Source organism: Candidatus Nanopelagicales bacterium, assembly GCA_041393815.1.
GTDB lineage: Bacteria > Actinomycetota > Actinomycetes > S36-B12 > JAWKJK01 > JAWKJK01.
The window spans coordinates 35,294-56,451 of sequence record JAWKJK010000008.1; the positions used below are offsets into that span (position 1 = coordinate 35,294).

Consider the following 21,158-nt stretch of genomic DNA (forward strand, 5'->3'; position numbering starts at 1 on the left):
ACGAGGTGTGGCGGGATCCGCACCGCAGCCGCCTGGCGTGGGTACGGTCCCCGCCATGAGCACCCCCGTCCTGCTGACGCTGGCCGCGGCGCTGCTGGTGCTCGTGCCGGCGCTGGTGGTCTGGCGGGTGCTGCGCGGGCGACGCGACCTCGGGACGGAGGCGGACCGCGCGACTCTGTCGACGCTCGCGACGGCGTCGCAGGCCGCCCCGGCGCTGCGCGAGGGGTTGACCGCGGACGCTGCGCAGCGGGCCGCCCGGCACCTGCGGGCCCTGCTCGGCACACCCGCGGTCGCCGTGGCGGACACCGCAGGGGTGCTGGCGTGGGACGGCTCGGGCGGCGAGCACGCGGTCGATGTCCCCGCGCTGGCGGCCGGGGTCCTGGACTCCGGCCGCGCCGAGGTGGTGGGCCGGGACCGGGTGACCTGCGGCGACCCGGCCTGTCCGCTGCGCACCGCCGTGGTCGCGCCGCTCGTGGTCGAGGACCGCGTCCTCGGGGTGCTGGCCGCGTTCGCGACGGAGTCGTCCGCGACGCTGGTCCGGGCGACGGTCGAGGTGGCCCGCTGGGTCTCGACCCAGCTGGAGCTGGCCGAGCTGGACGCCTCCCGGACCCGACTCGCGGAGGCCGAGGTGCGGGCGCTGCGGGCCCAGATCTCGCCGCACTTCATCTACAACGCGCTCACCGCGATCGCCAGCTACGTGCGGACCGACCCCGAGCACGCCCGGGAGCTGATCCTGGAGTTCGCCGACTTCACCCGGTACTCGTTCCGGCGGCACGGCGAGTTCACCACGCTCGCGGAGGAGCTGCGCTCGATCGACCGCTACCTCTCGCTGGAGCGGGCCCGGTTCGGGGACCGGCTGCAGGTCACCGTGCGGGTCGCGCCGGAGGTGCTGCCGGTCACGGTGCCGTTCCTGTGCCTGCAGCCGCTGGTGGAGAACGCCATCCAGCACGGCCTGGAGGGCAGGCCGGGGGTCGGCCACGTGTCGATCGTGGCCGAGGACGCCGGGAACGAGACGCTGGTGTACGTGGAGGACGACGGCGTCGGCGCGGAGCCGGACGCGATGCGCCAGGTGCTGTCCGGGCAGGGCGGCGGCGACTCGGTGGGCGTGGTCAACGTGGACGAGCGGATGCGCAGCGTCTTCGGGGACGAGTACGGCATCGTGGTGGAGACGGCGCCGGGTGCGGGGACCCGGGTGTCGCTGCGGATTCCCAAGTTCCACGCGGGGGTGCACACGTGAGCGTCGAACGGGGCTCGCTGCGGGCGCTCGTCGTCGACGACGAGGTCCCGGCGCGCAACGAGCTGGCCTTCCTGCTGGACCGGGACGAGCGGGTCGGTGCCGTGGCCACCGCCGGGGACGCGGCGGAGGCGCTTCGGGTGCTGCAGGACGACCCGGTCGACGTGGTCTTCCTCGACATCCGGATGCCCGGCCTGGACGGCATGGAGCTCGCGGGAGTGCTCCGCCGGTTCGCCGACCCGCCCGCGGTGGTGTTCGTGACCGCGTACGACGCGCACGCGGTCGAGGCGTTCGACCTGCGGGCGGTGGACTACCTGCTGAAGCCGGTGCGGGACGAACGGCTGGCGCAGGCCGTGGGCCGCGTCCTGGACGCGCGCGCGTCGGCTCCTCCGCCCGAGGCACCCACGCCCGAGGTCCTGCCCGCCGAGGCTCCCACCGGCGGGGCGCACGGCCCGGCCGTCGGCCCGACGGCGACCGCGGTCCCGCTGGCTCCCCCACCGGAGCGCGCCGAGGACGAGACCATCCCGGTGGAGCTGGGCGGGGTGACGCGCTTCGTCCGGCGGTCCGAGGTGCGCTACGTGGAGGCGCACGGGGACTATGCGCGCCTGGTCACCGGCTCCGGTCGGCACCTGGTCAGGGTCCCGCTATCGGTGCTCGAGGAACGCTGGGGCGCAGCCGGTTTCGCTCGCATCCACCGCCGGTGGCTCGTCAACCTGGCCTCGATCGACGAGGTCCGCATCGACGGCGGCCGGATGTCCGTGCGCGTCGGCGACGACCTGCTGGAGGTGTCGCGGCGGCACACCAAGGAGGTCCGCGACCGCCTGGTCCGCCACGCCCGGCCGCGGCGGTAGTCGTGGCCGAGGCACCGCGGCGCCAGGCCGTCACCCACCCGCGCACCGCGGCCGCCCGGCGACGGTCCCGCGGGTCCGCGTCAGCCGGTCGGCGCGACCTGTCCGAGCAGACCCCCCTCGGCACGGTGCTGCTGCTGTCGCTCAAGCGCTCCCAGCTGCGGCTGGCCCTGCTGGTCGCCGCGTCCGTCGGCGCGCTGCTCGGGGGCATCCCGGTGCTCTTCCTGGCCGTGCCCGCGCTGCGCAACGCCACCCTCGCCGGGATCCCCGCGGGCTGGCTGCTGCTCGGGCTGGTCGTCTTCCCGGTCATCTGCCTGGTGGCCTGGTGGTACGTGCGCGCCGCGGAGCGCAACGAGCGGCGCTTCACCGACCTGGTCGACCGCACCTGAGGGCCGGCATGAGCAACTGGTCCGTCCTGGCTGTACTGGCGGTCACCGTCGCCACGGTGATCATCGGCACGTTCGGGGTTCGGATCCGCCGCACGACGTCGGACTTCCTGGTCGCTTCCCGGACGGTGACCCCGGTCTGGAACGCCTCCGCCATCGGGGGCGAGTACCTCTCGGCCGCGTCGTTCCTCGGGATCGCCGGTCTGGTGCTGGCGTACGGCGTGGACATGCTGTGGTTCCCCGTGGGCTACACGGTCGGCTACCTGATCCTGCTGGTCCTGGTGGCCGCACCGCTGCGCCGGTCCGGTTCGTACACGCTGCCCGACTTCGCCGAGGTGCGGCTGGGGTCGCCCGCCGTCCGCAGGGTGTCCGCGCTGCTGGTCGTGCTGATCGGCTGGCTGTACCTGCTGCCGCAGTTCCAGGGCGCCGGGCTGACGCTGTCCATCCTCACCGGAGCCCCGACCTGGGTCGGCGGAGTCGTCGTCGCTGTCGTCGTCGGGGTGACCGTCATCGCCGGCGGGATGCGGTCGATCACCTTCGTGCAGGCGTTCCAGTACTGGTTGAAGCTGGTGGCCATCGCGCTGCCGGCCCTCCTGCTCATCGGGTTCTGGTACCGCGACGGCTCGCCCGTCTTCACCGGCGACGGCTGGGGCGTGCCGCTGTCCGGCTTCGGCGGCCGGGAGCTGCCGGTGTACGCCACCTACTCGCTGGTGCTGGCCACCTGCCTGGGGACCATGGGGCTCCCCCACGTCCTGGTGCGCTTCTACACCAACCCCGACGGGCGGGCCGCCCGGCGCACCACCCTCGTCGTCCTGGTGCTGCTGTCGGTGTTCTACGTGTGGCCTCCGGTGTTCGGCGCACTCGGCCGGGTCTACGCACCGGACCTGGTCGCCTCCGGGCGCGCGGACGCCGTCGTGCTGCTGCTCCCCTCCCGGGTGTTCGGCGGCCCGCTGGGTGAGGCGCTGTCCGCCCTGGTCGCGGCGGGCGCGTTCGCGGCCTTCCTGTCCACGGCCAGCGGGCTGGCCGTCTCCGTGGCCGGCGTCCTGTCGCAGGACGTGCTGCGGGCCAGGTCCGGCCGCGTCCGGACCTGGTTGGGGGACGGGGTGCGACGGTTCCGGATCGGCACCGTGGTGTCGGTCGTCGTCCCGTTCGGCCTGGCGCTGGTGGCCGGACGCCTGAACCTGGCCGAGACCGTGGCGATGGCCTTCGCGGTGTCAGCGTCGACGTTCTGCCCGCTGCTCCTGCTCGGCATCTGGTGGCGCCGCCTCAGCGTGGCGGGCGCGCTGGCCTGCCTGGTGGTCGGCGGCGGGCTCGCCCTGACCGCGGTCACGGTCACTCTCGCGGCGGGACCGTTCGGCGGTGTCGCCGGCGCGCTGCTGGCCCAGCCCGCGGCCTGGACAGTGCCGATCGCCTTCGCCGTCGCCGTCGCCGTGTCGCTGGCCACTCCCCGCAGCGTGCCGCGCGGCACGGCCGCCACGATGGTGCGCCTGCACGCGCCGGAGGACCTCGAGCTGCGCCGGTAGCCAGGAGGACCACCTTCGCTCCCGGCCGGACCACGGCCTGTGACACGCTGCGAGAGTGGACCTTCAGGAACTCGTGGCGACCGCGACCGGACCCGTCCTCGCCTGGCAGCGGGAGGCCGGCGGCTACGACCCGAGCCCCACGCTGGCGGTCGACGACGACGCGGCCCGCGCCGCGCTCGCCGAGCTCGGCGAGCGACTGCGCGACAACTACCCGTTCCACCACCCCCGCTACGCCGGCCAGATGCTCAAGCCGCCGCACCCGGTCGCGGTCGCGGCCTACACCGCCACCATGCTGGTGAACCCCAACAACCACGCCCTCGACGGCGGACCGGCGACCGCCGCGATGGAGAAGGAGGTCGTGGCCGGGCTGGCCGCGATGTTCGGGCTCCCCTCGCACCTCGGGCACCTGACGTCGTCAGGCACGATCGCGAACCTGGAGGCGCTGTACGTCGCGCGGGAGCTGCACCCCGGACGCGGGATCGCGTTCTCCGCCGACGCCCACTACACCCACGCGCGCATGTGCGGCGTCCTCGGCGTCGCCGGGCACCCGGTCCCGGTGGACCCGTCGGGGCGGATGGACCTCGACGCGCTCGACGCGCTGCTGGCCGGCGGCGAGGTGGGCACCGTGGTGGCGACCCTGGGCACCACCGGGATCGGCGCGGTCGACCCGCTCCCCGCGATCACTGAGACCGCCCGGCACCACGGCGTGCGGGTGCACGTCGATGCCGCGTACGGCGGGTTCTTCCGACTGCTGGCCGACGACCCCGACGCGCCGCTGTCCGACGACGTCCGGGTCGCGTTTCGTGCGACCGCGACCGCGGACTCCGTGGTGGTCGACCCGCACAAGCACGGCCTGCAGCCCTACGGCTGCGGCGCGGTCCTGTTCGCGGACCCGGCGGTCGGCCGGCTCTACCAGCACGACTCGCCGTACACGTACTTCACCTCCGACGAGCTGCACCTCGGCGAGATCTCGCTGGAGTGCTCGCGGGCGGGAGCCGCAGCCGCGGCACTGTGGCTGACGCTGCGGCTGTTCCCGCTCGACGCGGACGGACTCGGCGCCGTGCTGCGGCCCGGGCTGCGGGCGGCGCGCGCGTGGCACGACCTGCTGGCCGGCAGCGACGTGCTAGTGCCGTACCAGGAGCCGCAGCTCGACATCGTCACGTACCTGCCCCGGGCGGAGACCCTGTCGCAGGTGGACGCCGCGAGCCTGGCGGTGATGACGGAGACCATGACCGACCCGGACGACCCGGTCTACCTCGCCACCATGGGGGTCGGCGCGGCCGCGCTGGCGGCGCGGCACCCGCGGGTGCGCACGGACGTGGCCGAGGGGCGGATCCTGCGCAGCGTGCTCATGAAGCCCGAGCACGAGGCCTGGGTGGGGCACCTGCACGCCCGCGTCGAGCGGGCCGCGGGTGATGCGCGGCGCGCGACGCGGTAGGGCGCGACGCGGCGAGGCGCGTCGCGGTGGGCGAGGTCAGTCCTCCGCCGCGCCGTAGCGCAGGACGACGAAGACGCCCCAGCCGAACAGGGGCAGCAGCAGGATCAGGGCCTGCCAGATCTGCTCGTCGGCGAGCTTCGCGAACAGCCAGCCGAACAGCAGAGTGATCACCACGACCGCGCCGACCCCGGCCACCAGGTGGTTCTTGCCGCCGTGCTCGCTCATCGCGTCCCCTTCCGTCCGGTCGCGATTGTGCCAGCACGCTCCCCCGGGAGCGCGGCGACCGCCGGCCGAGCTGCCGCTCGTCGCACCGGACCGACCGTTCGGCGCGGGCGGCCGGCGACCGCTGACCCGCCCGACGACCGCCGACCGCCGCCCACCGCGCCCCCCGGCCGAGGTGGTTACGCGGGGGTTGCGCGCACTCCCAGACTCCCCCCACGCGTGACCCAGGTCACAAGCCACGCCGGCAGGTCGCCGGGGTGCCGCAACCAACCGCGAGGTGAGCCCCGTGAGCACAACCGAACGCCCCGTGCCCCCCTCAGGGGTCGGGCCGGACGAGGACCCCTACCTCGTCGTCGAGCGGTCGCCGAAGTTCCGCGACCTGCGCAGCCGCTACCGCCGCTTCATCTTCCCGATGGGCGCGTTCTTCCTGGCCTACTACTTCCTGCTGATGTACCTCGCCGGCTGGCACCGCGACCTGATGGCCACGCCGGTCATCGGAGCGGTCAACGTCGGCACCCTGCTGGCGCTCAGCCAGTTCGTGACGACGTTCGGCATCGCCTGGCTCTACACCCGCTACGCCGACGCCCGCATCGACCCCGAGCGCTACGAGCTCAAGGCCGAGGTCGAGACCCTGCAGGCCGCCCGGGCCGCGACCACCGTGACGGAGGGCTGACGCATGACCACCACACTCGCCGCCGCCGTCGTCGACGGCAGCCAGAAGGCGCTGTCCATCGGCCTGTTCCTCACGTTCGTGGCCGCCACCCTCGGCATCACGGTGTACATGGGCCGCCGTACCAAGAGCGCGGAGGACTTCTACGCCGCCGGCCGCTCCATCAGCGGCGTCCAGAACGGCATCGCGATCTCCGGCGACTACATGTCCGCCGCCTCGTTCCTCGGCATCACCGGTCTGATCGCGCTGTACGGCTACGACGGCTTCCTCTACTCCGTCGGCTTCCTGGTCGCGTACCTGGTGGTCCTGCTCTTCGTGGCCGAGCCGCTGCGCAACTCGGGCAAGTTCACGATGGCCGACGTGCTGGCGTTCCGGCTTCGCCAGCGCCCGGTGCGCACCGCGGCCTCGCTGTCCACGCTGACGATCTCGTTGTTCTACCTGCTCGCGCAGATGGCCGGCGCCGGCGCGCTCGTGTCGCTGCTGATGGGCCTGACCGAGCCGGCGCAGAAGTCGCTGGCGATCGTGGTCGTCGGCCTGCTGATGATCACGTACGTCGTCGTCGGCGGCATGAAGGCGACCACCTGGGTGCAGATCATCAAGGCGGTGCTGCTCATGGGCGGCACCCTGGTCATCTCGGTCTGGGTCGGCATCAAGTTCGGCTTCAACATCTCCTCGATGATGGAGTCCGCGCGCGACGCCTCCGGCAACCCCGACTTCCTCGCCCCGGGCCAGAAGTACACCAACCCGGTCGACCTGTTCTCCCTCGGCATGGCGCTGGTGCTCGGCACCGCGGGCCTGCCGCACATCCTCACCCGCTTCTACACCGTGCCCACCGCGCGCGCCGCGCGCACCAGCGTCAACTGGGCGATCGGCATCATCGGCGGCTTCTACCTGATGACGATGTTCCTCGGGTACGGCGCCGCGGCCCTGGTCGGCCACCAGGCCATCACCGAGGCGGACAAGGCCGGCAACGCGGCCGCGCCGCAGCTGGCCCAGGTCCTCGGCGGAGGGATCGGCTCCACCGGCGGCACGATCATGATGGCGATCATCGCCGCGGTCGCGTTCGCCACGATCCTCGCCGTCGTCGCCGGCCTGACCCTGGCCGCGAGCTCCTCGTTCGCGCACGACTTCTGGGGCAACGTGGTGAAGAAGGGCAACATCACCGGCGACCAGGAGGTCAAGGTCGCCCGCATCACCACGCTGGTCATCGGCGGCCTCGCCATCGTGCTGGGCATCCTCGCCCAGGGGCAGAACATCGCCTTCCTGGTCGGCCTGGCGTTCGCGGTGGCGGCGTCGGCCAACCTGCCGGTGGTGCTGTTCAGCATCTTCTGGAAGCGGTTCACCACTCGCGGCGCCGTCTGGGGCATCTACGGCGGCCTGGTGTCGTCGCTGGTCCTGGTGGCCATCTCCCCGGTCGGCATGGGCACCCCGACGTCGCTGTTCCTCAAGGACACGCCGGCGCTGTTCCCGCTGAGCAACCCCGGCCTGATCTCCATCCCGCTCGGCTTCGCGCTGGCCTGGCTCGGCTCCGTCACCACCAAGGAGCCCACGGCCATCACGAAGTACGCCGAGATGGACGTCCGCTCCCTGACCGGAGCCGGCGCCCACTGACCGCCCCGGGGGCCGGGGCGCCGCCCGTACGCCCCGGCCCCCGGCCGGCACCCCCCCCATCTCGCCCAACCGCTTGAACCCGACCCCGTCGCCTGGTGAGGTACCCGTGACCGTGATGCAGACCCCGACCCGGCAAGGACACGACGTGAGCCACGAGGCCCTGGAGAACCTGCTGCACGAGGACCGGACGTTCCCGCCGGCCCCGGAGTTCGCCGCCCAGGCCAACGCCAAGGCCGCCATGTACGACGAGGCGGCCGAGGACCGGCTGGCCTTCTGGGCCCGGCAGGCCGAGCGCCTGAGCTGGGAGACCCCCTGGGAGCAGGTGCTCGACTGGAGCGACGCCCCGTTCGCCAAGTGGTTCGTGGGCGGCCGGCTCAACGTCGCGTACAACTGCGTCGACCGGCACGTCGAGGCCGGCCACGGCGACCAGGTCGCGATCCACTTCGAGGGCGAGCCGGGCGACACCCGGGACCTCACCTACGCGGACCTGCAGCGCGAGGTGTCACAGGCCGCGAACGCGCTGACCGAGCTCGGCATCGCGGCCGGCGACCGGGTCGCCATCTACATGCCGATGATCCCCGAGGCCATCGTCGCGATGCTGGCCTGCGCGCGCGTCGGCGCCCCCCACTCGGTCGTCTTCGGAGGGTTCTCGGCCGAGGCGCTGCGGTCCCGCATCGAGGACGCCTCCGCCAAGCTCGTCATCACCACCGACGGGCAGAACCGCCGCGGGTCGCAGCTGCCGCTCAAGCCCGCGGTCGACGAGGCGCTGGAGCACTCCGCCGAGCACACCGTCGAGCACGTCCTGGTGGTCCGTCGCACCGGCACCGAGGTCGCGTGGACCGAGGGCCGCGACGTGTGGTGGCACGACGTCGTCGGCCGCCAGTCCGACCAGCACACCCCCGAGGCCTTCGACAGCGAGCACCCGCTGTTCATCCTCTACACGTCGGGAACCACCGGGAAGCCGAAGGGCATCCTGCACACCACCGGCGGCTACCTCACCCAGGCGTCCTACACGCACTGGAACGTGTTCGACCTCAAGCCCGACACCGACGTGTTCTGGTGCACCGCCGACATCGGCTGGGTCACCGGACACTCCTACATCGTCTACGGCCCGCTCTCCAACCGGGTGACGCAGGTGGTCTACGAGGGCACGCCGGACACCCCGCACAAGGGGCGCTGGTGGGAGCTGGTGGAGAAGTACGGCGTCACGATCCTCTACACCGCGCCGACGGCCATCCGTACGTTCATGAAGTGGGGCGAGGACGTCCCCGCGCAGTTCGACCTGACCTCGCTGCGCCTGCTCGGCTCGGTCGGCGAGCCGATCAACCCCGAGGCGTGGATGTGGTACCGCCGCGTCATCGGCGGCGACCGCGCGCCCATCGTCGACACCTGGTGGCAGACCGAGACGGGGGCGATCATGATCTCGCCGCTGCCGGGCGTGACCGAGTGCAAGCCCGGCTCGGCGATGCGGCCGCTGCCCGGGATCGGTGCGGTCGTGGTCGACGACCACGGCGACCCGGTCGGTCCCGGAGGCGGGGGCTACCTGGTGCTGTCCGAGCCCTGGCCGTCGATGCTGCGGGGCATCTGGGGCGACCCGCAGCGGTACGTGGACACGTACTGGTCCCGCTGGCCGCAGTACTACTTCGCCGGTGACGGCGCCAAGCTGGACGAGGACGGCGCGATCTGGCTGCTCGGCCGGGTCGACGACGTCATGAACGTGTCGGGTCACCGCATCTCGACCACCGAGGTCGAGTCGGCGCTGGTCTCGCACCCGAAGGTCGCCGAGGCCGCGGTCGTCGGTGCCACGGACGAGATGACCGGCCAGGGCATCGTCGCGTTCGTGATCCTGCGCACCGAGGCGGGTGACGGCGGGGCGGACGTGGTCAAGGAACTGCGCGACCACGTGGCGCACGAGATCGGCCCGATCGCCAAGCCCCGGCAGATCATGGTCGTGGCCGAACTGCCGAAGACCCGGTCCGGCAAGATCATGCGCCGCCTGCTGCGCGACGTGGCCGAGAACCGCACCCTCGGCGACGCCACCACGCTGGCCGACCCGACCGTGATGAACATGATCGCCGACGGCCTGAAGGGCCCCGCCTCCGACGACTGACGCGCACCTCCCCTCCGCGACGGAATGAGTCCGGGCGTCGCTTGACGGCCCGAAATCGGGCCGCAAGCAACGTGGGGACTCATTCCGTCGAGGGGGTGGGGGCGGCCTCGGCTCCGGGACGGCGCGGCGAACGGGGCACCCGGCACCCGGTGGCGACCGGGACGGCGCCGGATGACGGCTCCGGATAGGGTGGGCGCGGCGCGCCGGGAAGTCGGGTCGGCACCCGTCCCTGGCTGTCCGACGAAAGGGTCTGACCGGTGTCCCGTACCCCCGCGCCGCCATCCCGGACGGTCCTCTTCGGCCGGCTCGACCTGCCCGAGCGCCAGTGGCTGACACGTGCGCTGCGGGACGAGACCGTCGGCGGCGTCCTGCTCCTGGTGTCGGCCCTGGTCGCGCTGGTCTGGGCGAACTCCCCCTGGGGCGACACCTACCAGCAGATCATCAACTACAAGGTCGGCCCGGCGGCGCTGGGCCTGGACCTGCCGCTGTACAAATGGGCGGCCGACGGGCTGCTGGCCATCTTCTTCTACGTCGCCGGGGTGGAGCTCAAGCACGAGCTCGTGCTGGGCACGCTGTCGAAGCCCGCCCAGGCGATGGTGCCCGTGGCCGCCGCGCTCGGCGGCATGGCACTCCCGGCGATCCTGTACGCCGGGGTGAACCTGACCGCCGAGGGCGGGCAGCCGGTCGGGTGGGGCATCCCGATGGCCACCGACATCGCGTTCGCGCTGGCGGTGCTGGCGGTCGTGGGCCGCAGCCTCCCCGCGGCGCTGCGGGCGTTCCTGCTCACCCTCGCGGTGGTCGACGACCTCGGCGCCATCATCGTGATCGCCGTGTTCTACTCCGAGGACTTCCACTGGTGGGCGTTCCTCGGCTCGATCGCGTGCCTGGCGCTGTTCTGGTGGTTGCAGCACAAGCGGGTGCGGTCCCCGTGGATCTACGTCCCCCTCGTCCTGGGCACCTGGATCCTGGTGCACGAGAGCGGGATCCACGCCACCATCGCCGGCGTCGCCCTCGGCCTGCTCACCCGGGTCAAGCCCGACCCCGGGGAGAAGGAGGCCCCGGGTGAGCGCATGGAGCACCTGATCCGGCCGCTGTCCGCCGGCTTCGCCGTCCCTGCCTTCGCGTTCTTCTCCGCCGGCGTGGACCTGCGCGGGACCGGCCTGATCGACACCCTGTCCAGCCCGGTCTCCATCGGCGTCATCCTCGGCCTGGTGGTGGGCAAACCGGTGGGCGCGCTGGCCGCCGCCTGGCTGACGGCCCGCTTCACCCGGGCCAGCCTCAGCCCGTCCCTGGCATGGCGCGACGTGGCCGCGGTCGGGATGCTCGCCGGCATCGGGTTCACCGTGTCGCTCCTCATCACCGAGCTGGCGTTCGAGGACGACCCGACGACGCTGAACGCGGCCAAGCTCTCCGTGCTGGTGGCCAGCGTCGTCGCGGCACTGCTCGCCTCGCTGTTCCTGCTGACCCGCAACCGGCACTACGCCGCACTGCGGGACGAGGAATCGGTGACCGACTAGCCTCGGACCCGGTACCTACCCGTCCCCCCGCCCGGAGGCCCGCATGTCCAGCCCGTCCGCGGACACCCAGCCCTCGATCCTCGCGCTGGTCTCCGCCGCGAAGGAGGACGCCACCCGGCTCGCCAAGGCCCAGCTCGAGCTGGCCCAGGTGGAGATGAAGCAGAGCGGCCAGGCCGCTGGTTTCACCGCCGGGATGTTCATCGGCGCCGCCGTGATGGCCTTCCTGGGGTTCATCTTCATGTGGGTCACGCTGGCGTACGTCCTGGTGGCCGTCGGCCTGCCCGTCTGGGCCGGATTCCTCATCGTGACCGTCGTGATGCTGCTCATCGCCGGGGTGCTCGGGCTGATCGGCGCGCGGAAGGCCCGCAGCATCAAGGGCCCCGTGCTGGCCAAGGCCGAGTTCGAAAAGACCAAGGCGGCACTGTCGGGGAGCACCCTCACCGGTGCCTGACGCGGTCCGGCTCGACCCGGAGGGGGTCGTCCGGGCCCCGGGTCCGTGGACCCATCGGGACGTCGCCGCCAACGGCGCCCGCTTCCACGTGGTGGAGCGCGGTAGGGGTCCGATGGTGCTGCTGCTGCACGGGTTCCCGATGTTCTGGTGGACCTGGCGCCGCCAGCTGGTCGCCCTCGCCGACGCGGGCTACCGCGCGGTCGCGATGGACCTGCGCGGCTACGGCGGCTCCGACCACCCACCGCACGGGTACGACCCGTTCACGCTGTCCGGTGACGTCGCGGGGGTCATCCGGTCCCTCGGGTCGGCGGACGCGGTCGTCGTCGGTCACGGCTGGGGTGGGTTCGTGGCGTGGAGCATGGCGGTGCTGGAGCCGGACGCGGTCCGCGGGATCGTGCCGGTGTCCATGCCGCACCCGCAGCGTCTGCGCGCGGCGTTCCTGGGCGACGGCGTGCAGCGCCGGCGCAGCCGCTACGCCCTGGGCTTCCAGTGGCCCTTCCTGCCCGAGCGCAGCCTGACCCGGCGCGACGCCGAGCGGGTCGGCCAGATCCTCACCGACTGGTCGGCGACGCCGGAGTTCCCCGACGAGGAGGCGTCGGAGGTCTACCGCACCGCGTTCCAGCTGTGGCCCACAGCGCACTGCGCGGTGGAGTACCACCGGTGGGCGGTCCGGTCGATCCTGCGACGGGACGGTCGCGGCTTCATGACCCGGATGGAGGCCCCCGTCCGAGTCCCGGTCCTGCAGGTGCACGGAGCCGAGGACCCCACCCTCCTGGTCGGCTCGGTGCGCGGCTCGGAGGACTTCGTCGAGGGGCCGTACCGGTTCGTGCCCCTCGACGGCGTGGGCCACTTCCCGCAGGAGGAGGTCCCGGCCACGTTCACCCGGCTGCTGCAGAACTGGCTGGCCGCCCCGGTCGCAGGTTGAGCCCCCCGATGCCCGAGCGCGCACGGGACCGCCTGGGCCGGCCGCTGCCTGCCGACGCCGACCCCGGGCTGGTCGTCCCCGGAGTGCCCGCCGACCTCGAACCCGACGGGCCGACGGCACTGGCGCTGGCCGCCGACTACCTCGACCGCGGGCTGCCGTTCCACGTGCACGAGGTGTACGAACTGCGCTGGCGCTGCTGCCCGGAGGACGAACGCGGAGCGTGGCGCGCGCTGGCGCAGTGGGGGGCGGCGCTGACCCATGCCGCGCGCGGCAACCCGGTCGGCGCCACTGCCTTGGCGCAGCGCGCGGCGGCCGGGCTGCGGGCGTACGACGGGCCACCGATCGACGGTCTCGACATCGACGCCGTCCTGACGTCGTGCGCCCGGCTCGAGCGCGCCGCCGCCGAGCCGGTCCGCGGCGACGCTACCGCCGCCGATAGGCGCTCGCCCGGTGCTCGATGACGTGGATGACGACCCGCCGGGCGTCGACCTCGATCTCGTAGATGACCCGGTAGTCACCACGGCGAGCCGCGTGCAGGCCCTCCAGCTCGAACCGCAAGGGCTTGCCGACACGCTGCGGGTTCTCGGCCAGAGGGCCGTACGCGAACTCGAGGGCTGCGCTCGCCGCCTTCTCCGGGAGCCGCGCCAGCGACCGCGTCGCGGTCGGTGTCCAGGCCACGTCCCAGTCGGTCACTCGCCACGCCCGACGAGGCGGGCCGCCTCCTCCTTCGTCAGCACCACGGCCGCGTCACGCTCGGCGCGCGAGGCGCGGACCTGCGCCAGCAGGTCGGGGTCGGACAGCACCCTCAGCGTCTCCTCGAGGGACTCCAGGTCGTCCGCGCTGATGACCACCGCCGCCGGGCGGCCGTGCTTGGTGATGGTCACCCGCGCGTGCTGCGTCTCCACCTGCTCCACGACCTCGGACAGGCGGTTCTTCACCTCTGCCAGCGGCAACTGCTCGGCCACAGTCATAGCCATAAGTATGGCCAGATCTCGTCTGGCCGACAAGACCGGCGCAGCCGGGGCGGTCAGTCTCGCACCCGGCAGGTGCCCTGCGGGACCGCGGTGGACGAGGTGCGGCCTTGCTCCGCGACCCCGGCCAGCTGGCGGGCGGTCAGCGCGTACCCGGTCGTGGGGTCGTCGATGCCGGACGCGAAGACCATCCCGTACGCCCGGCCGTCCGGAGCGATCAGCGGGCCGCCGGAGTTGCCGGGCAGGACGGTGCCGCGGAACGAGTACACCTCGCGCAGCACCCCGGCCCGGCCGTAGATGTCCTCTCCGCGGGCCTCGATCACCGCCCGGATGCGGGCCGGCGCGGTGCTCAGCTTCCCTCCGCCGGGGAAACCCGCCACCACGGCACCGTCGTCACGGTCACCGTCGCCGCGGAACCCCAGCGCCGGGGCCTTCAGCCCGGGCACGAGCAGGACCGCGATGTCGAGGCGGTCGTCGAACGCGACCACGCGGGCGGGGAGCAGCTCGCGGGTGAAGGCCAGCCGCACCTCCGGCTCCGTCACCCCGGCGACCACGTGCGCGTTGGTGAGCACCCGCTCGGGCGCGTACACGAACCCGGACCCGGTCACCTCGGTGCCGCAGGCGGGGGCCGGCCCGGTCACCTGCACCAGCGACCCCAGGGCGGCGCGCACCTCCGGGTCCTTGGGCAGGGTCGCGTCGGGTGCCTCGACCTCGGGCCCGGCGATCTCGGCGAAGCCGGCGAAGACCCGCGGCACGTCGCTGGTCCCCACCAGGTCCCGCAGCCCGGTGAACAGGTCGCGCGCGGCGTCGGGGACCAGGGCGTCCAGGCCCACCATGACGCCGGAGGAGCGGATCTGCCGCGACAGCGCGCTGTCGGGCATGGTCGCGACCGCACTGGCGACGATCCAGGACACCACCGCGAGGGCGAGCACGTTGAGCGCCGCCCCACCGATGTTGTCGGCGAGACGGGCCGGCTCCCAGGTGATGCGCCGACGCAGGTAGCGACCGAGCATCGAGGTGAGGGCCTGGCCGAGCACCGCGCAGCCCAGGACACCGAAGGCGACCACCGCGGCACGCAGCAGTCCGCTGACGTCGAGGTTCGCGACCACCGGCGGGACCAGGAAGGCACCGGCCACGCCGCCGGCCAGGAAGCCGGTGAAGGACAGCAGGCCGGCGACGAAGCCCTGCCGCCACCCGGTCCAGGCGAACACCGCCAGCGCCCCGAGCATGACGGCGTCGACGATGTTCACGGCCGGTCCCGGTCGTCGTACGGCAGGTCCACCACGCGGTCCTCGTCCCAGGGGACCGACCAGCCGGCCAGGTGCAGCAGGCGATCCAGCAGCCCGCCGGTGAACCCCCACACCAGCAGGCCCTGCACGGTGAACCCGGGACCGATGTAGCCGGAGGGGTGGCGCACCCGGACCCGGTTGCCCGGGTCGGTGAGGTCCGCGACCGGGACGCGGTGCACGCTGGCGACCTCGGCCCGGTCGACGGCCCGGACCGGGGAGGTCGTTCGCCACCAGCCCAGGACCGGGGTGACGACGAAGCCGGACGGGGGCAGCCACAGGTCCGGCAGGGCCGCGTAGACGACGACCCCCGACGGGTCCAGGCCGGTCTCCTCCTGCGCCTCGCGCAGCGCCGCCTCGACCGGGCCGCGGTCCTCCGGGTCGATGGCGCCGCCCGGGAACGCCGGCTGGCCCGGGTGCGAGCGCATGTCCGGCGCGCGGGCGATGAGCAGCACCTCCGGGCCATCGCCGCCGTCGCCCTCACCGAGCAGGACCAGGACGGCCCCGCGGCGCCCGCCCTCCGCCGGCGGCCCCCAGCGGGACAGGTCCGCGGTGACCACCCGCCCGGCGGCGTCCGCGACCGGACGCAGCCAGCCCGGCAGCCCGGCCACGGCCGTCGGGTCGACCCAGCCGGTGCCGGTGGTCACGTCGCAGCGCCCAGGGTGATGCCGAAGTGCTCCTCGACCGCCGCGTCCAGTGCCGCCTCGTCCGGGATCTGCCCCAGGTAGCGGCCCACGACCTCCCCGTCTGCGGTGACGAACAGGGTCAGCGGGGGCCCGGGGAACCCCAGCGCCGAGCGCAGGACCCCGTCGCGGTCGATGGCCGACGGGTACGGCACGCCGAGGTCCGCCGAGGCGAGCAGGGCCGCGGTCCGGTCGTCGAGCAGGTCCACGCCCAGGAACCGGATCCGGTCGCCGGCGCGCCGGGCGGCGTCGGCCAACATCGGCATCTCCGCCACGCACGGCGGGCACCAGGACGCCCAGACGTTGAGGACCAGCGGGGTGCCCCGCAGCCCGGCCAACCGGACGTCGGGGCCGACGCCCAGGCAGGGCAGGGTCACGTCCGGCAGGCCGCCGGCGACCGGGGCGACGGCGGGGTCGCTGTCCGGGCACGGCGGCAGGTCGGCGGCGGCCAGCGCCGCGGACACGTCCGGATCCGGCTGCTCCGGGACCGGCGTGCCCGCACCGGTCGCGTCGGAGCCGGTCGCGTCGGAGCCGGTCGCCACCGGCTCCCCCGCGGCCGCCAGTCCGTCCTGGGCACCCCCGCCGCACCCGGCGAGGAGGAGTGCCGCGGCCAGCAGCCCGGCACCCAGCAGCCCGGCACCCGGCAGCCCGGCACCCGGCGGCCCGGCGGGGTGACCGCCGCGCCGCCCCCGGCGGGGCCGGGTCACGCGGCACCGTCCTTGACCAGGCGGGCCGCCTGCTCGGGGTCGGTGGGGCCCTCGCCGTACGAGGGGCACCACCGCGCGACCGGGCAGGCGCCGCAGGCCGGCTTGCGGGCGTGGCAGCGGCGGCGACCGTGCCAGATCAGCCGGTGCGACAGGTCGGTCCACTCGGCCCGGGGGAACAGGGCCATCAGGTCGGCCTCGATCCGGTCCGCGTCGGTCTGCTCGGTCCAGCCGAACCGCCGCGACAGCCGGGCGACGTGGGTGTCGACGGTGATCCCCGGCACGCCGAAGGCGTTGCCCAGCACCACGTTCGCGGTCTTGCGGCCCACCCCGGGCAGGGTCACCAGGTCATCCAGACGACCCGGTACCTCGCCCTCGTACCGGTCGCACAGCGCCTGCGCGAGGCCCTGCACGGAGGCGGCCTTGGCCCGGTAGAAGCCGGTGGAGCGGATCTCCTCCTCCAGCTCCGCCCGGTCTGCCGCCGCGTAGTCCGCCGCGGACGGGTAGTGGGCGAACAGCCCCGGGGTCACCATGTTGACCCGGGCGTCGGTGCACTGCGCGGACAGCACCGTGGCGACCAGCAGCTCCAGCGGGCTGCCGAAGTCCAGTTCGCAGTGCGCGTCCGGGTACGTGTCCGCCAGGACCCGGTTGATCTTGCGGGCCCGGCGGACCAGCGCGGTGCGCGACTCCGCGCGGGCGGGGGTGGTGGTCCGCGGCACCCCGCCAGGGTACGTCCCGCGCACCCCCCGCACCCCCGCGCGCGCGGTCACCCGCCCGGGCGCGACCACCCGCGTAGGCGCGACGTCCGCCGCACGTGGCGGGTACGTTGCCCGAGTGAGCGCCGACGATGCGGCCGCCCGCAGGGCCGCCCGCAAGAAGGCGCGGCTGGAGAAGCCGCCGCCGGAGGTCGACTCGGCGTACGACGGACTGTCGCTGGCCGACCTGCGGCGGATGCGCGCGGGACTCAACGAGGAGGAGACCCGGGTCTCCTACTGGCGCCGGCTGATCCAGGCCCGGCTGGACCTGGTCCGCTCGGACTCCGGCGCGGACCCGATGGCCCACATCGGCGAGGTCCTCACCGAGGCCCGCGGCTCCCACCGTCGGCTCGCGCACGTGTCGGTGGAACCGGTCGAGGGCCTGCCCCCGCTGCCGGACCTGGAGCGGCTGTGGGCGCGGGAGCCGGTGGCGGGCGACGAGGCCGACCGCGCGGCGCTCGTCGCCGACCTCGAGCGCGCCGAGCGGGAGCTGTCCCAGTACCGGTCGGAGCTGTTCCAGCGCATCGAGGGCGTCACCTCCGAGCTGATCGCCCGCTACCGGCAGGACCCGCTGCTCGCCCTCACCGCTTTGCCGACCGACGACCGGGGCAGCGGACAGGGGCCCGGGTAGTCCACACTGTCCTGGCACACCCGAGGAAGGACCGGACGTGGACGACGCCCTCATGCAGGCCCCGCTGTTCGCCGCGCTCGACGCCGAGGCGGCCGCGGCGATGCGTGCGTCGATGACCGAGCGACGCATCGACAAGGGCACGATCATCTTCACCGAGGGCGAGCCGGGCGACCGGATGTACGTCATCACCGACGGCAAGGTGAAGCTCGGTCACACGTCCGCCGACGGGCGGGAGTCGCTGCTCGCCGTCCTCGGGCCCGGCGAGATCTTCGGCGAGCTCTCCTTGTTCGACCCCGGTCCGCGCACGGCGACCGCGACCGCGCTCACCGACGTGGTGGTCCGCGGACTCGGGCACGAGGCGCTGCGACCCTGGCTGACCGGTCGGCCCGAGGTGGCCGAGGCGCTGCTGGCCGCGCTGGCGCGACGGCTGCGCCGCACCAACGACGCCATGGCCGACCTGGTGTTCTCCGACGTGCCCGGGCGGGTGGCCAAGGCGCTGCTGGACCTGGGGGACAAGTTCGGCGCGGTCACCCCCGAGGGCCTCCTGGTCACCCACGACATGACCCAGGAGGAACTGGCCCAGCTGGTTGGCGCCTCGCGCGAGACGGTCAACAAGGCGCTGGCCGACTTCGTCCAGCGCGGCTGGATCAAGCTGGAGTCCCGCTCGGTGCTGCTGGTCGACCTCGAGCGACTGCAGCGCCGGGCCCGCTGACCCGCAGACCACCGCCCGGTCGGGCTCAGCCCCGGTCGCGCAGGTAGTCCAGCTGCGCCCGCACCGACAGCTCCGCGGCGGGCCACAGCGCGCGCGGGACGTCGGCGTAGACGACCGCCACCACCTCCGGCGCCGTCTCCGCACCCGCCGCCACTGCCGCCCGGACCTGCTGCAGCCGCTGCTCGCGGTGCTCCAGGTACGCCGCCAGCAGCCCCGCCGGATCCCGCAGCGCAGGACCGTGCCCGGGCAGGACCCGCTCGGCCGCGCTCTCGCGCGAGAAGCTGCGCAGCCGCTCGAGCGACGCGAGGTAGTCCGACAGCCGGCCCTCCGGGTGGGCCACCACGGTCGTTCCCCGGCCCAGCACGGTGTCCCCGGTCAGCAGCGCCGCGTCGGCGGGCAGCACGAAGGTCAGGCAGTCGTCGGTGTGCCCGGGGGTCGCGAGCACCCGGACCTCCAGGCCGTCGACGGCGACGACGTCACCCTCGCCCAGGCCCTCGTCGCCGAGTCGGTGCGCCGGGTCCAGCGCACGAACCGGCCGCCCGGTCATCGCCGCGAACGTGCGCGCGCCCTCCGCGTGGTCGGGATGTCCGTGGGTGAGCAGGGTCAGGTACACCTGCGCCCCGAGCGCGTCCACCGCGGCGAGCACCGCGCCGAGGTGCTCGGGATCGTCCGGCCCGGGGTCGACCACGACCGCGCGGGTCGACCCGGGCTCGACCAGGACCCAGGTGTTGGTGCCGTCCAGCGTCATCGGTCCCGGGTTGGGGGCCAGCACGCAGGTCGCGCGCGGCGTCACCCGCCCGCCGTGCCACGGCGCGGCGGACCCCAGCAGCGGCAGCGGCGCGCTCAGCCGAGCACTCCCAGGGCCTCCGAGCCGGCCGGCGGCTCGCCGTCGCCGGCGTGCACGACCGACCCGTCGCGGAAGTCGACCAGGGCCCACCGCACTCCGCCCGCGCCGTCCGGGAAGGGGTGCGGCATCAGCGGCACGGTGTGCCTCGTCCCCGCGGCGGCGAGAGCATCGCCCACCGTGGGGTACGCCGCCACTTCGGCCACCGTGGCCACGGTCGGCGGCAGCATCGCCATCCGCCCGGCCCCGTACTCCGCCAACGCGTGGGCGGGCGTTGTCCAGTGCACCCGGTCGGCCTCGCCCCCGACCTCCTCGGCCTCCTGCCCGGCCGGCAGCGCGGCGGCGAAGAAGCGCACGTCGTAGCGCCGGGACTCCACCTCCGGGGTCACCCAGTGGCTCCAGGTCGGGACCCGCGCCGGGTCGACCCGCAACCGGCGGCGCCGCAGCACGTCGGCGAACGACTCGCTGTGGTCCAGCACGGCCCGCCGGTCGTCCTCCCACCGGTCCCCCGAGCCGACCGGGTCGCGCCGCGGCGGGATCCCCGCGTCGTCGACCGCGAGGAGCACGCCGCACTCCTCGAACGTCTCCCGGACGGCGCACACGACCAGGGCCCGGGCCAGGGCCGGGTCGGCGTTGATGCGCGCGGCCTCGCGGGCCACGTCGTAGTCGGCCCCGGGCGCCCACGGGACGTCGGGGTCGGAGTCGCGCGGATCGACGCGGCCGCCGGGGAAGACGTGCATCCCGGCGGCGAAGGCCATCGTGGTGACCCGGCGCATGAGGTACAGCGCGGGCCCCTCCTCGGTGTCCCGCATGAGCACGACGGTCGCCGCGGGCCCCACCGGCGGGGGGGTCCAGGCCTCGGCGTCGCCGTACGCCAGCGCGTGCGCGCGCCGGGTGAGCGCCTCGGGCATGACCAGCCCGGGGCCGCTGCCCGCGGTCCCCGGCGCGCCGGCGTCGTCGCTCAGTCCGCGACCTCGACGATCATCTCGACCTCGACGGGAGCGTCGAGGGGAAGCCCGACCACGCCGACGGCGGAGCGGGCGTGCACGCCCCGCTCCCCGAAGGCCGCACCGAGCAGCTCGCTGGCACCGTTGACGACCTGCGGCTGGCCGGTGAAGTCCGGGGCGCTGGCGACGAACCCGACGACCTTGACGACGCGCACGACCTTGTCCAGGTCGCCGATGACGGACTTGACCGCGGCGATCGCGTTGAGCGCGCAGTACTCCGCCATCTTCTTGCCGTCCTCGGGCGTGACCTCGGCGCCGACCTTGCCGGTGCCGGGCATCTGGCCACCGACCATCGGCAGCTGCCCGGACGTGTAGACGTAGCGGCCGCTCACCACCGCGGGGACGTACGCGGCCACGGGGGGCACCACCTCCGGCACCTGGTGCCCGAGCGCGGCGAGCCTGCTCTCGACCTCACCCATGGGTGGCCTCCTCACTCCGGCCTGGGGCGCTTGAGGTACGCGACGACGTTCTCCGGATTGGGCCCGGGGACGACCTGCACCAGCTCCCAGCCGTCCTGGCCCCAGGTGTCCAGGATCTGCTTGGTGGCGTGCACCAGCAGGGGCACGGTCGCGTACTCCCACGTCGTCATGCGAGGGACCCTAGCCCTGCTCGCGCGGGCCGCGCACACCG

The 21,158-nt window shown here is 74.0% G+C and carries 25 protein-coding genes; 14 read left to right on the forward strand and 11 right to left on the reverse strand.

Going from position 1 to position 21,158, the window contains the following annotated elements; translation table 11 throughout:
• The first annotated feature begins 55 nt into the window (after positions 1-55).
• Genes R2737_17285 through R2737_17305 form a run of 5 tightly spaced genes read left to right on the forward strand, consistent with a single transcriptional unit; the run spans position 56 to position 5,429 of the window.
• Positions 56-1,237, forward strand: coding sequence for a histidine kinase (locus R2737_17285; protein ID MEZ5118019.1), 1,182 nt, complete (start codon positions 56-58; stop codon positions 1,235-1,237).
• Complete coding sequence (locus R2737_17290; protein ID MEZ5118020.1) at positions 1,234-2,085, forward strand: LytTR family DNA-binding domain-containing protein; 852 nt, start codon at positions 1,234-1,236, stop codon at positions 2,083-2,085. Before R2737_17285 ends, R2737_17290 begins: the two co-directional genes overlap by 4 nt.
• Positions 2,086-2,087: 2 nt before the next feature.
• Complete coding sequence (locus R2737_17295) at positions 2,088-2,471, forward strand: hypothetical protein (GenBank protein MEZ5118021.1); 384 nt, start codon at positions 2,088-2,090, stop codon at positions 2,469-2,471.
• Between the two features lie 8 nt (positions 2,472-2,479).
• A complete protein-coding gene (locus tag R2737_17300) occupies positions 2,480-3,991 on the forward strand; it encodes a cation acetate symporter (GenBank protein ID MEZ5118022.1) in 1,512 nt (503 codons plus the stop codon).
• 55 nt (positions 3,992-4,046) lie between these two features.
• Positions 4,047-5,429 carry an aminotransferase class V-fold PLP-dependent enzyme gene (locus tag R2737_17305; protein MEZ5118023.1) on the forward strand — a complete coding sequence of 461 codons (1,383 nt, stop codon included), beginning with the start codon at positions 4,047-4,049 and terminating at the stop codon, positions 5,427-5,429.
• A 36-nt stretch (positions 5,430-5,465) separates the two neighbouring features.
• On the opposite strand, the gene R2737_17310 is transcribed toward R2737_17305, so the two are convergent.
• Positions 5,466-5,654, reverse strand: a complete 189-nt coding sequence (locus tag R2737_17310; protein ID MEZ5118024.1) for a hypothetical protein — start codon at positions 5,652-5,654, stop codon at positions 5,466-5,468.
• A 283-nt stretch (positions 5,655-5,937) separates the two neighbouring features.
• Here R2737_17310 and R2737_17315 point away from each other — a divergent pair, with 283 nt between their 5' ends.
• The 7 genes from R2737_17315 (at position 5,938) to R2737_17345 (ending at position 13,396) form a co-directional block, all read left to right on the forward strand.
• Positions 5,938-6,324, forward strand: a complete 387-nt coding sequence (locus R2737_17315) for a DUF485 domain-containing protein (GenBank protein ID MEZ5118025.1) — start codon at positions 5,938-5,940, stop codon at positions 6,322-6,324.
• Positions 6,325-6,327: 3 nt separating this feature from the next.
• Positions 6,328-7,932: a cation acetate symporter gene (locus R2737_17320; GenBank protein ID MEZ5118026.1), complete on the forward strand. Its 1,605-nt coding sequence runs from the start codon at positions 6,328-6,330 to the stop codon at positions 7,930-7,932.
• Between the two features lie 145 nt (positions 7,933-8,077).
• Positions 8,078-10,042, forward strand: a complete 1,965-nt coding sequence (acs, locus tag R2737_17325) for an acetate--CoA ligase (GenBank protein ID MEZ5118027.1) — start codon at positions 8,078-8,080, stop codon at positions 10,040-10,042.
• 257 nt (positions 10,043-10,299) lie between these two features.
• Positions 10,300-11,559: a Na+/H+ antiporter NhaA gene (gene nhaA, locus R2737_17330; GenBank protein MEZ5118028.1), complete on the forward strand. Its 1,260-nt coding sequence runs from the start codon at positions 10,300-10,302 to the stop codon at positions 11,557-11,559.
• A gap of 43 nt (positions 11,560-11,602) precedes the next feature.
• On the forward strand, positions 11,603-12,010 hold the full coding sequence (locus R2737_17335; protein MEZ5118029.1) for a phage holin family protein: 408 nt from the start codon (positions 11,603-11,605) through the stop codon (positions 12,008-12,010).
• Positions 12,003-12,935: an alpha/beta hydrolase gene (locus R2737_17340; GenBank protein ID MEZ5118030.1), complete on the forward strand. Its 933-nt coding sequence runs from the start codon at positions 12,003-12,005 to the stop codon at positions 12,933-12,935. Before R2737_17335 ends, R2737_17340 begins: the two co-directional genes overlap by 8 nt.
• 8 nt (positions 12,936-12,943) lie before the next feature.
• The gene (locus R2737_17345) at positions 12,944-13,396 is read left to right on the forward strand and encodes a DUF309 domain-containing protein (protein ID MEZ5118031.1); all 453 of its coding nucleotides are present in this window, start codon (positions 12,944-12,946) and stop codon (positions 13,394-13,396) included.
• Here R2737_17345 and R2737_17350 read toward each other — a convergent pair.
• Genes R2737_17350 through nth form a run of 6 tightly spaced genes read right to left on the reverse strand, consistent with a single transcriptional unit; the run spans position 13,359 to position 17,298 of the window.
• Positions 13,359-13,628, reverse strand: coding sequence for a type II toxin-antitoxin system RelE/ParE family toxin (locus tag R2737_17350; GenBank protein ID MEZ5118032.1), 270 nt, complete (start codon positions 13,626-13,628; stop codon positions 13,359-13,361). The two genes, R2737_17345 and R2737_17350, sit on opposite strands and share 38 nt — an antisense overlap.
• Complete coding sequence (locus R2737_17355; protein ID MEZ5118033.1) at positions 13,625-13,906, reverse strand: type II toxin-antitoxin system Phd/YefM family antitoxin; 282 nt, start codon at positions 13,904-13,906, stop codon at positions 13,625-13,627. The genes R2737_17350 and R2737_17355 overlap by 4 nt, the downstream gene beginning before the upstream one ends.
• 56 nt (positions 13,907-13,962) lie before the next feature.
• Positions 13,963-15,156 carry a MarP family serine protease gene (locus R2737_17360; GenBank protein MEZ5118034.1) on the reverse strand — a complete coding sequence of 398 codons (1,194 nt, stop codon included), beginning with the start codon at positions 15,154-15,156 and terminating at the stop codon, positions 13,963-13,965.
• Entirely contained in the window at positions 15,153-15,839 is a 687-nt protein-coding gene (locus tag R2737_17365) for a CoA pyrophosphatase (GenBank protein MEZ5118035.1), read from the reverse strand. Before R2737_17365 ends, R2737_17360 begins: the two co-directional genes overlap by 4 nt.
• On the reverse strand, positions 15,836-16,582 hold the full coding sequence (locus R2737_17370) for a TlpA disulfide reductase family protein (protein MEZ5118036.1): 747 nt from the start codon (positions 16,580-16,582) through the stop codon (positions 15,836-15,838). The genes R2737_17365 and R2737_17370 overlap by 4 nt, the downstream gene beginning before the upstream one ends.
• Positions 16,579-17,298, reverse strand: a complete 720-nt coding sequence (nth, locus tag R2737_17375; GenBank protein MEZ5118037.1) for an endonuclease III — start codon at positions 17,296-17,298, stop codon at positions 16,579-16,581. Before nth ends, R2737_17370 begins: the two co-directional genes overlap by 4 nt.
• A gap of 115 nt (positions 17,299-17,413) precedes the next feature.
• Here nth and R2737_17380 point away from each other — a divergent pair, with 115 nt between their 5' ends.
• Complete coding sequence (locus tag R2737_17380) at positions 17,414-17,965, forward strand: hypothetical protein (protein ID MEZ5118038.1); 552 nt, start codon at positions 17,414-17,416, stop codon at positions 17,963-17,965.
• 37 nt (positions 17,966-18,002) lie between these two features.
• Positions 18,003-18,677, forward strand: coding sequence for a Crp/Fnr family transcriptional regulator (locus tag R2737_17385; protein MEZ5118039.1), 675 nt, complete (start codon positions 18,003-18,005; stop codon positions 18,675-18,677).
• 25 nt (positions 18,678-18,702) lie between these two features.
• On the opposite strand, the gene R2737_17390 is transcribed toward R2737_17385, so the two are convergent.
• Genes R2737_17390 through R2737_17405 form a run of 4 tightly spaced genes read right to left on the reverse strand, consistent with a single transcriptional unit; the run spans position 18,703 to position 21,117 of the window.
• Positions 18,703-19,470, reverse strand: coding sequence for an MBL fold metallo-hydrolase (locus R2737_17390; protein MEZ5118040.1), 768 nt, complete (start codon positions 19,468-19,470; stop codon positions 18,703-18,705).
• Positions 19,471-19,520: 50 nt separating this feature from the next.
• On the reverse strand, positions 19,521-20,432 hold the full coding sequence (locus R2737_17395; protein ID MEZ5118041.1) for an NUDIX domain-containing protein: 912 nt from the start codon (positions 20,430-20,432) through the stop codon (positions 19,521-19,523).
• A 50-nt stretch (positions 20,433-20,482) separates the two neighbouring features.
• The gene (locus R2737_17400; protein MEZ5118042.1) at positions 20,483-20,947 is read right to left on the reverse strand and encodes a RidA family protein; all 465 of its coding nucleotides are present in this window, start codon (positions 20,945-20,947) and stop codon (positions 20,483-20,485) included.
• Positions 20,948-20,958: 11 nt separating this feature from the next.
• On the reverse strand, positions 20,959-21,117 hold the full coding sequence (locus R2737_17405) for a DUF4177 domain-containing protein (protein MEZ5118043.1): 159 nt from the start codon (positions 21,115-21,117) through the stop codon (positions 20,959-20,961).
• Positions 21,118-21,158 lie beyond the last annotated feature (41 nt).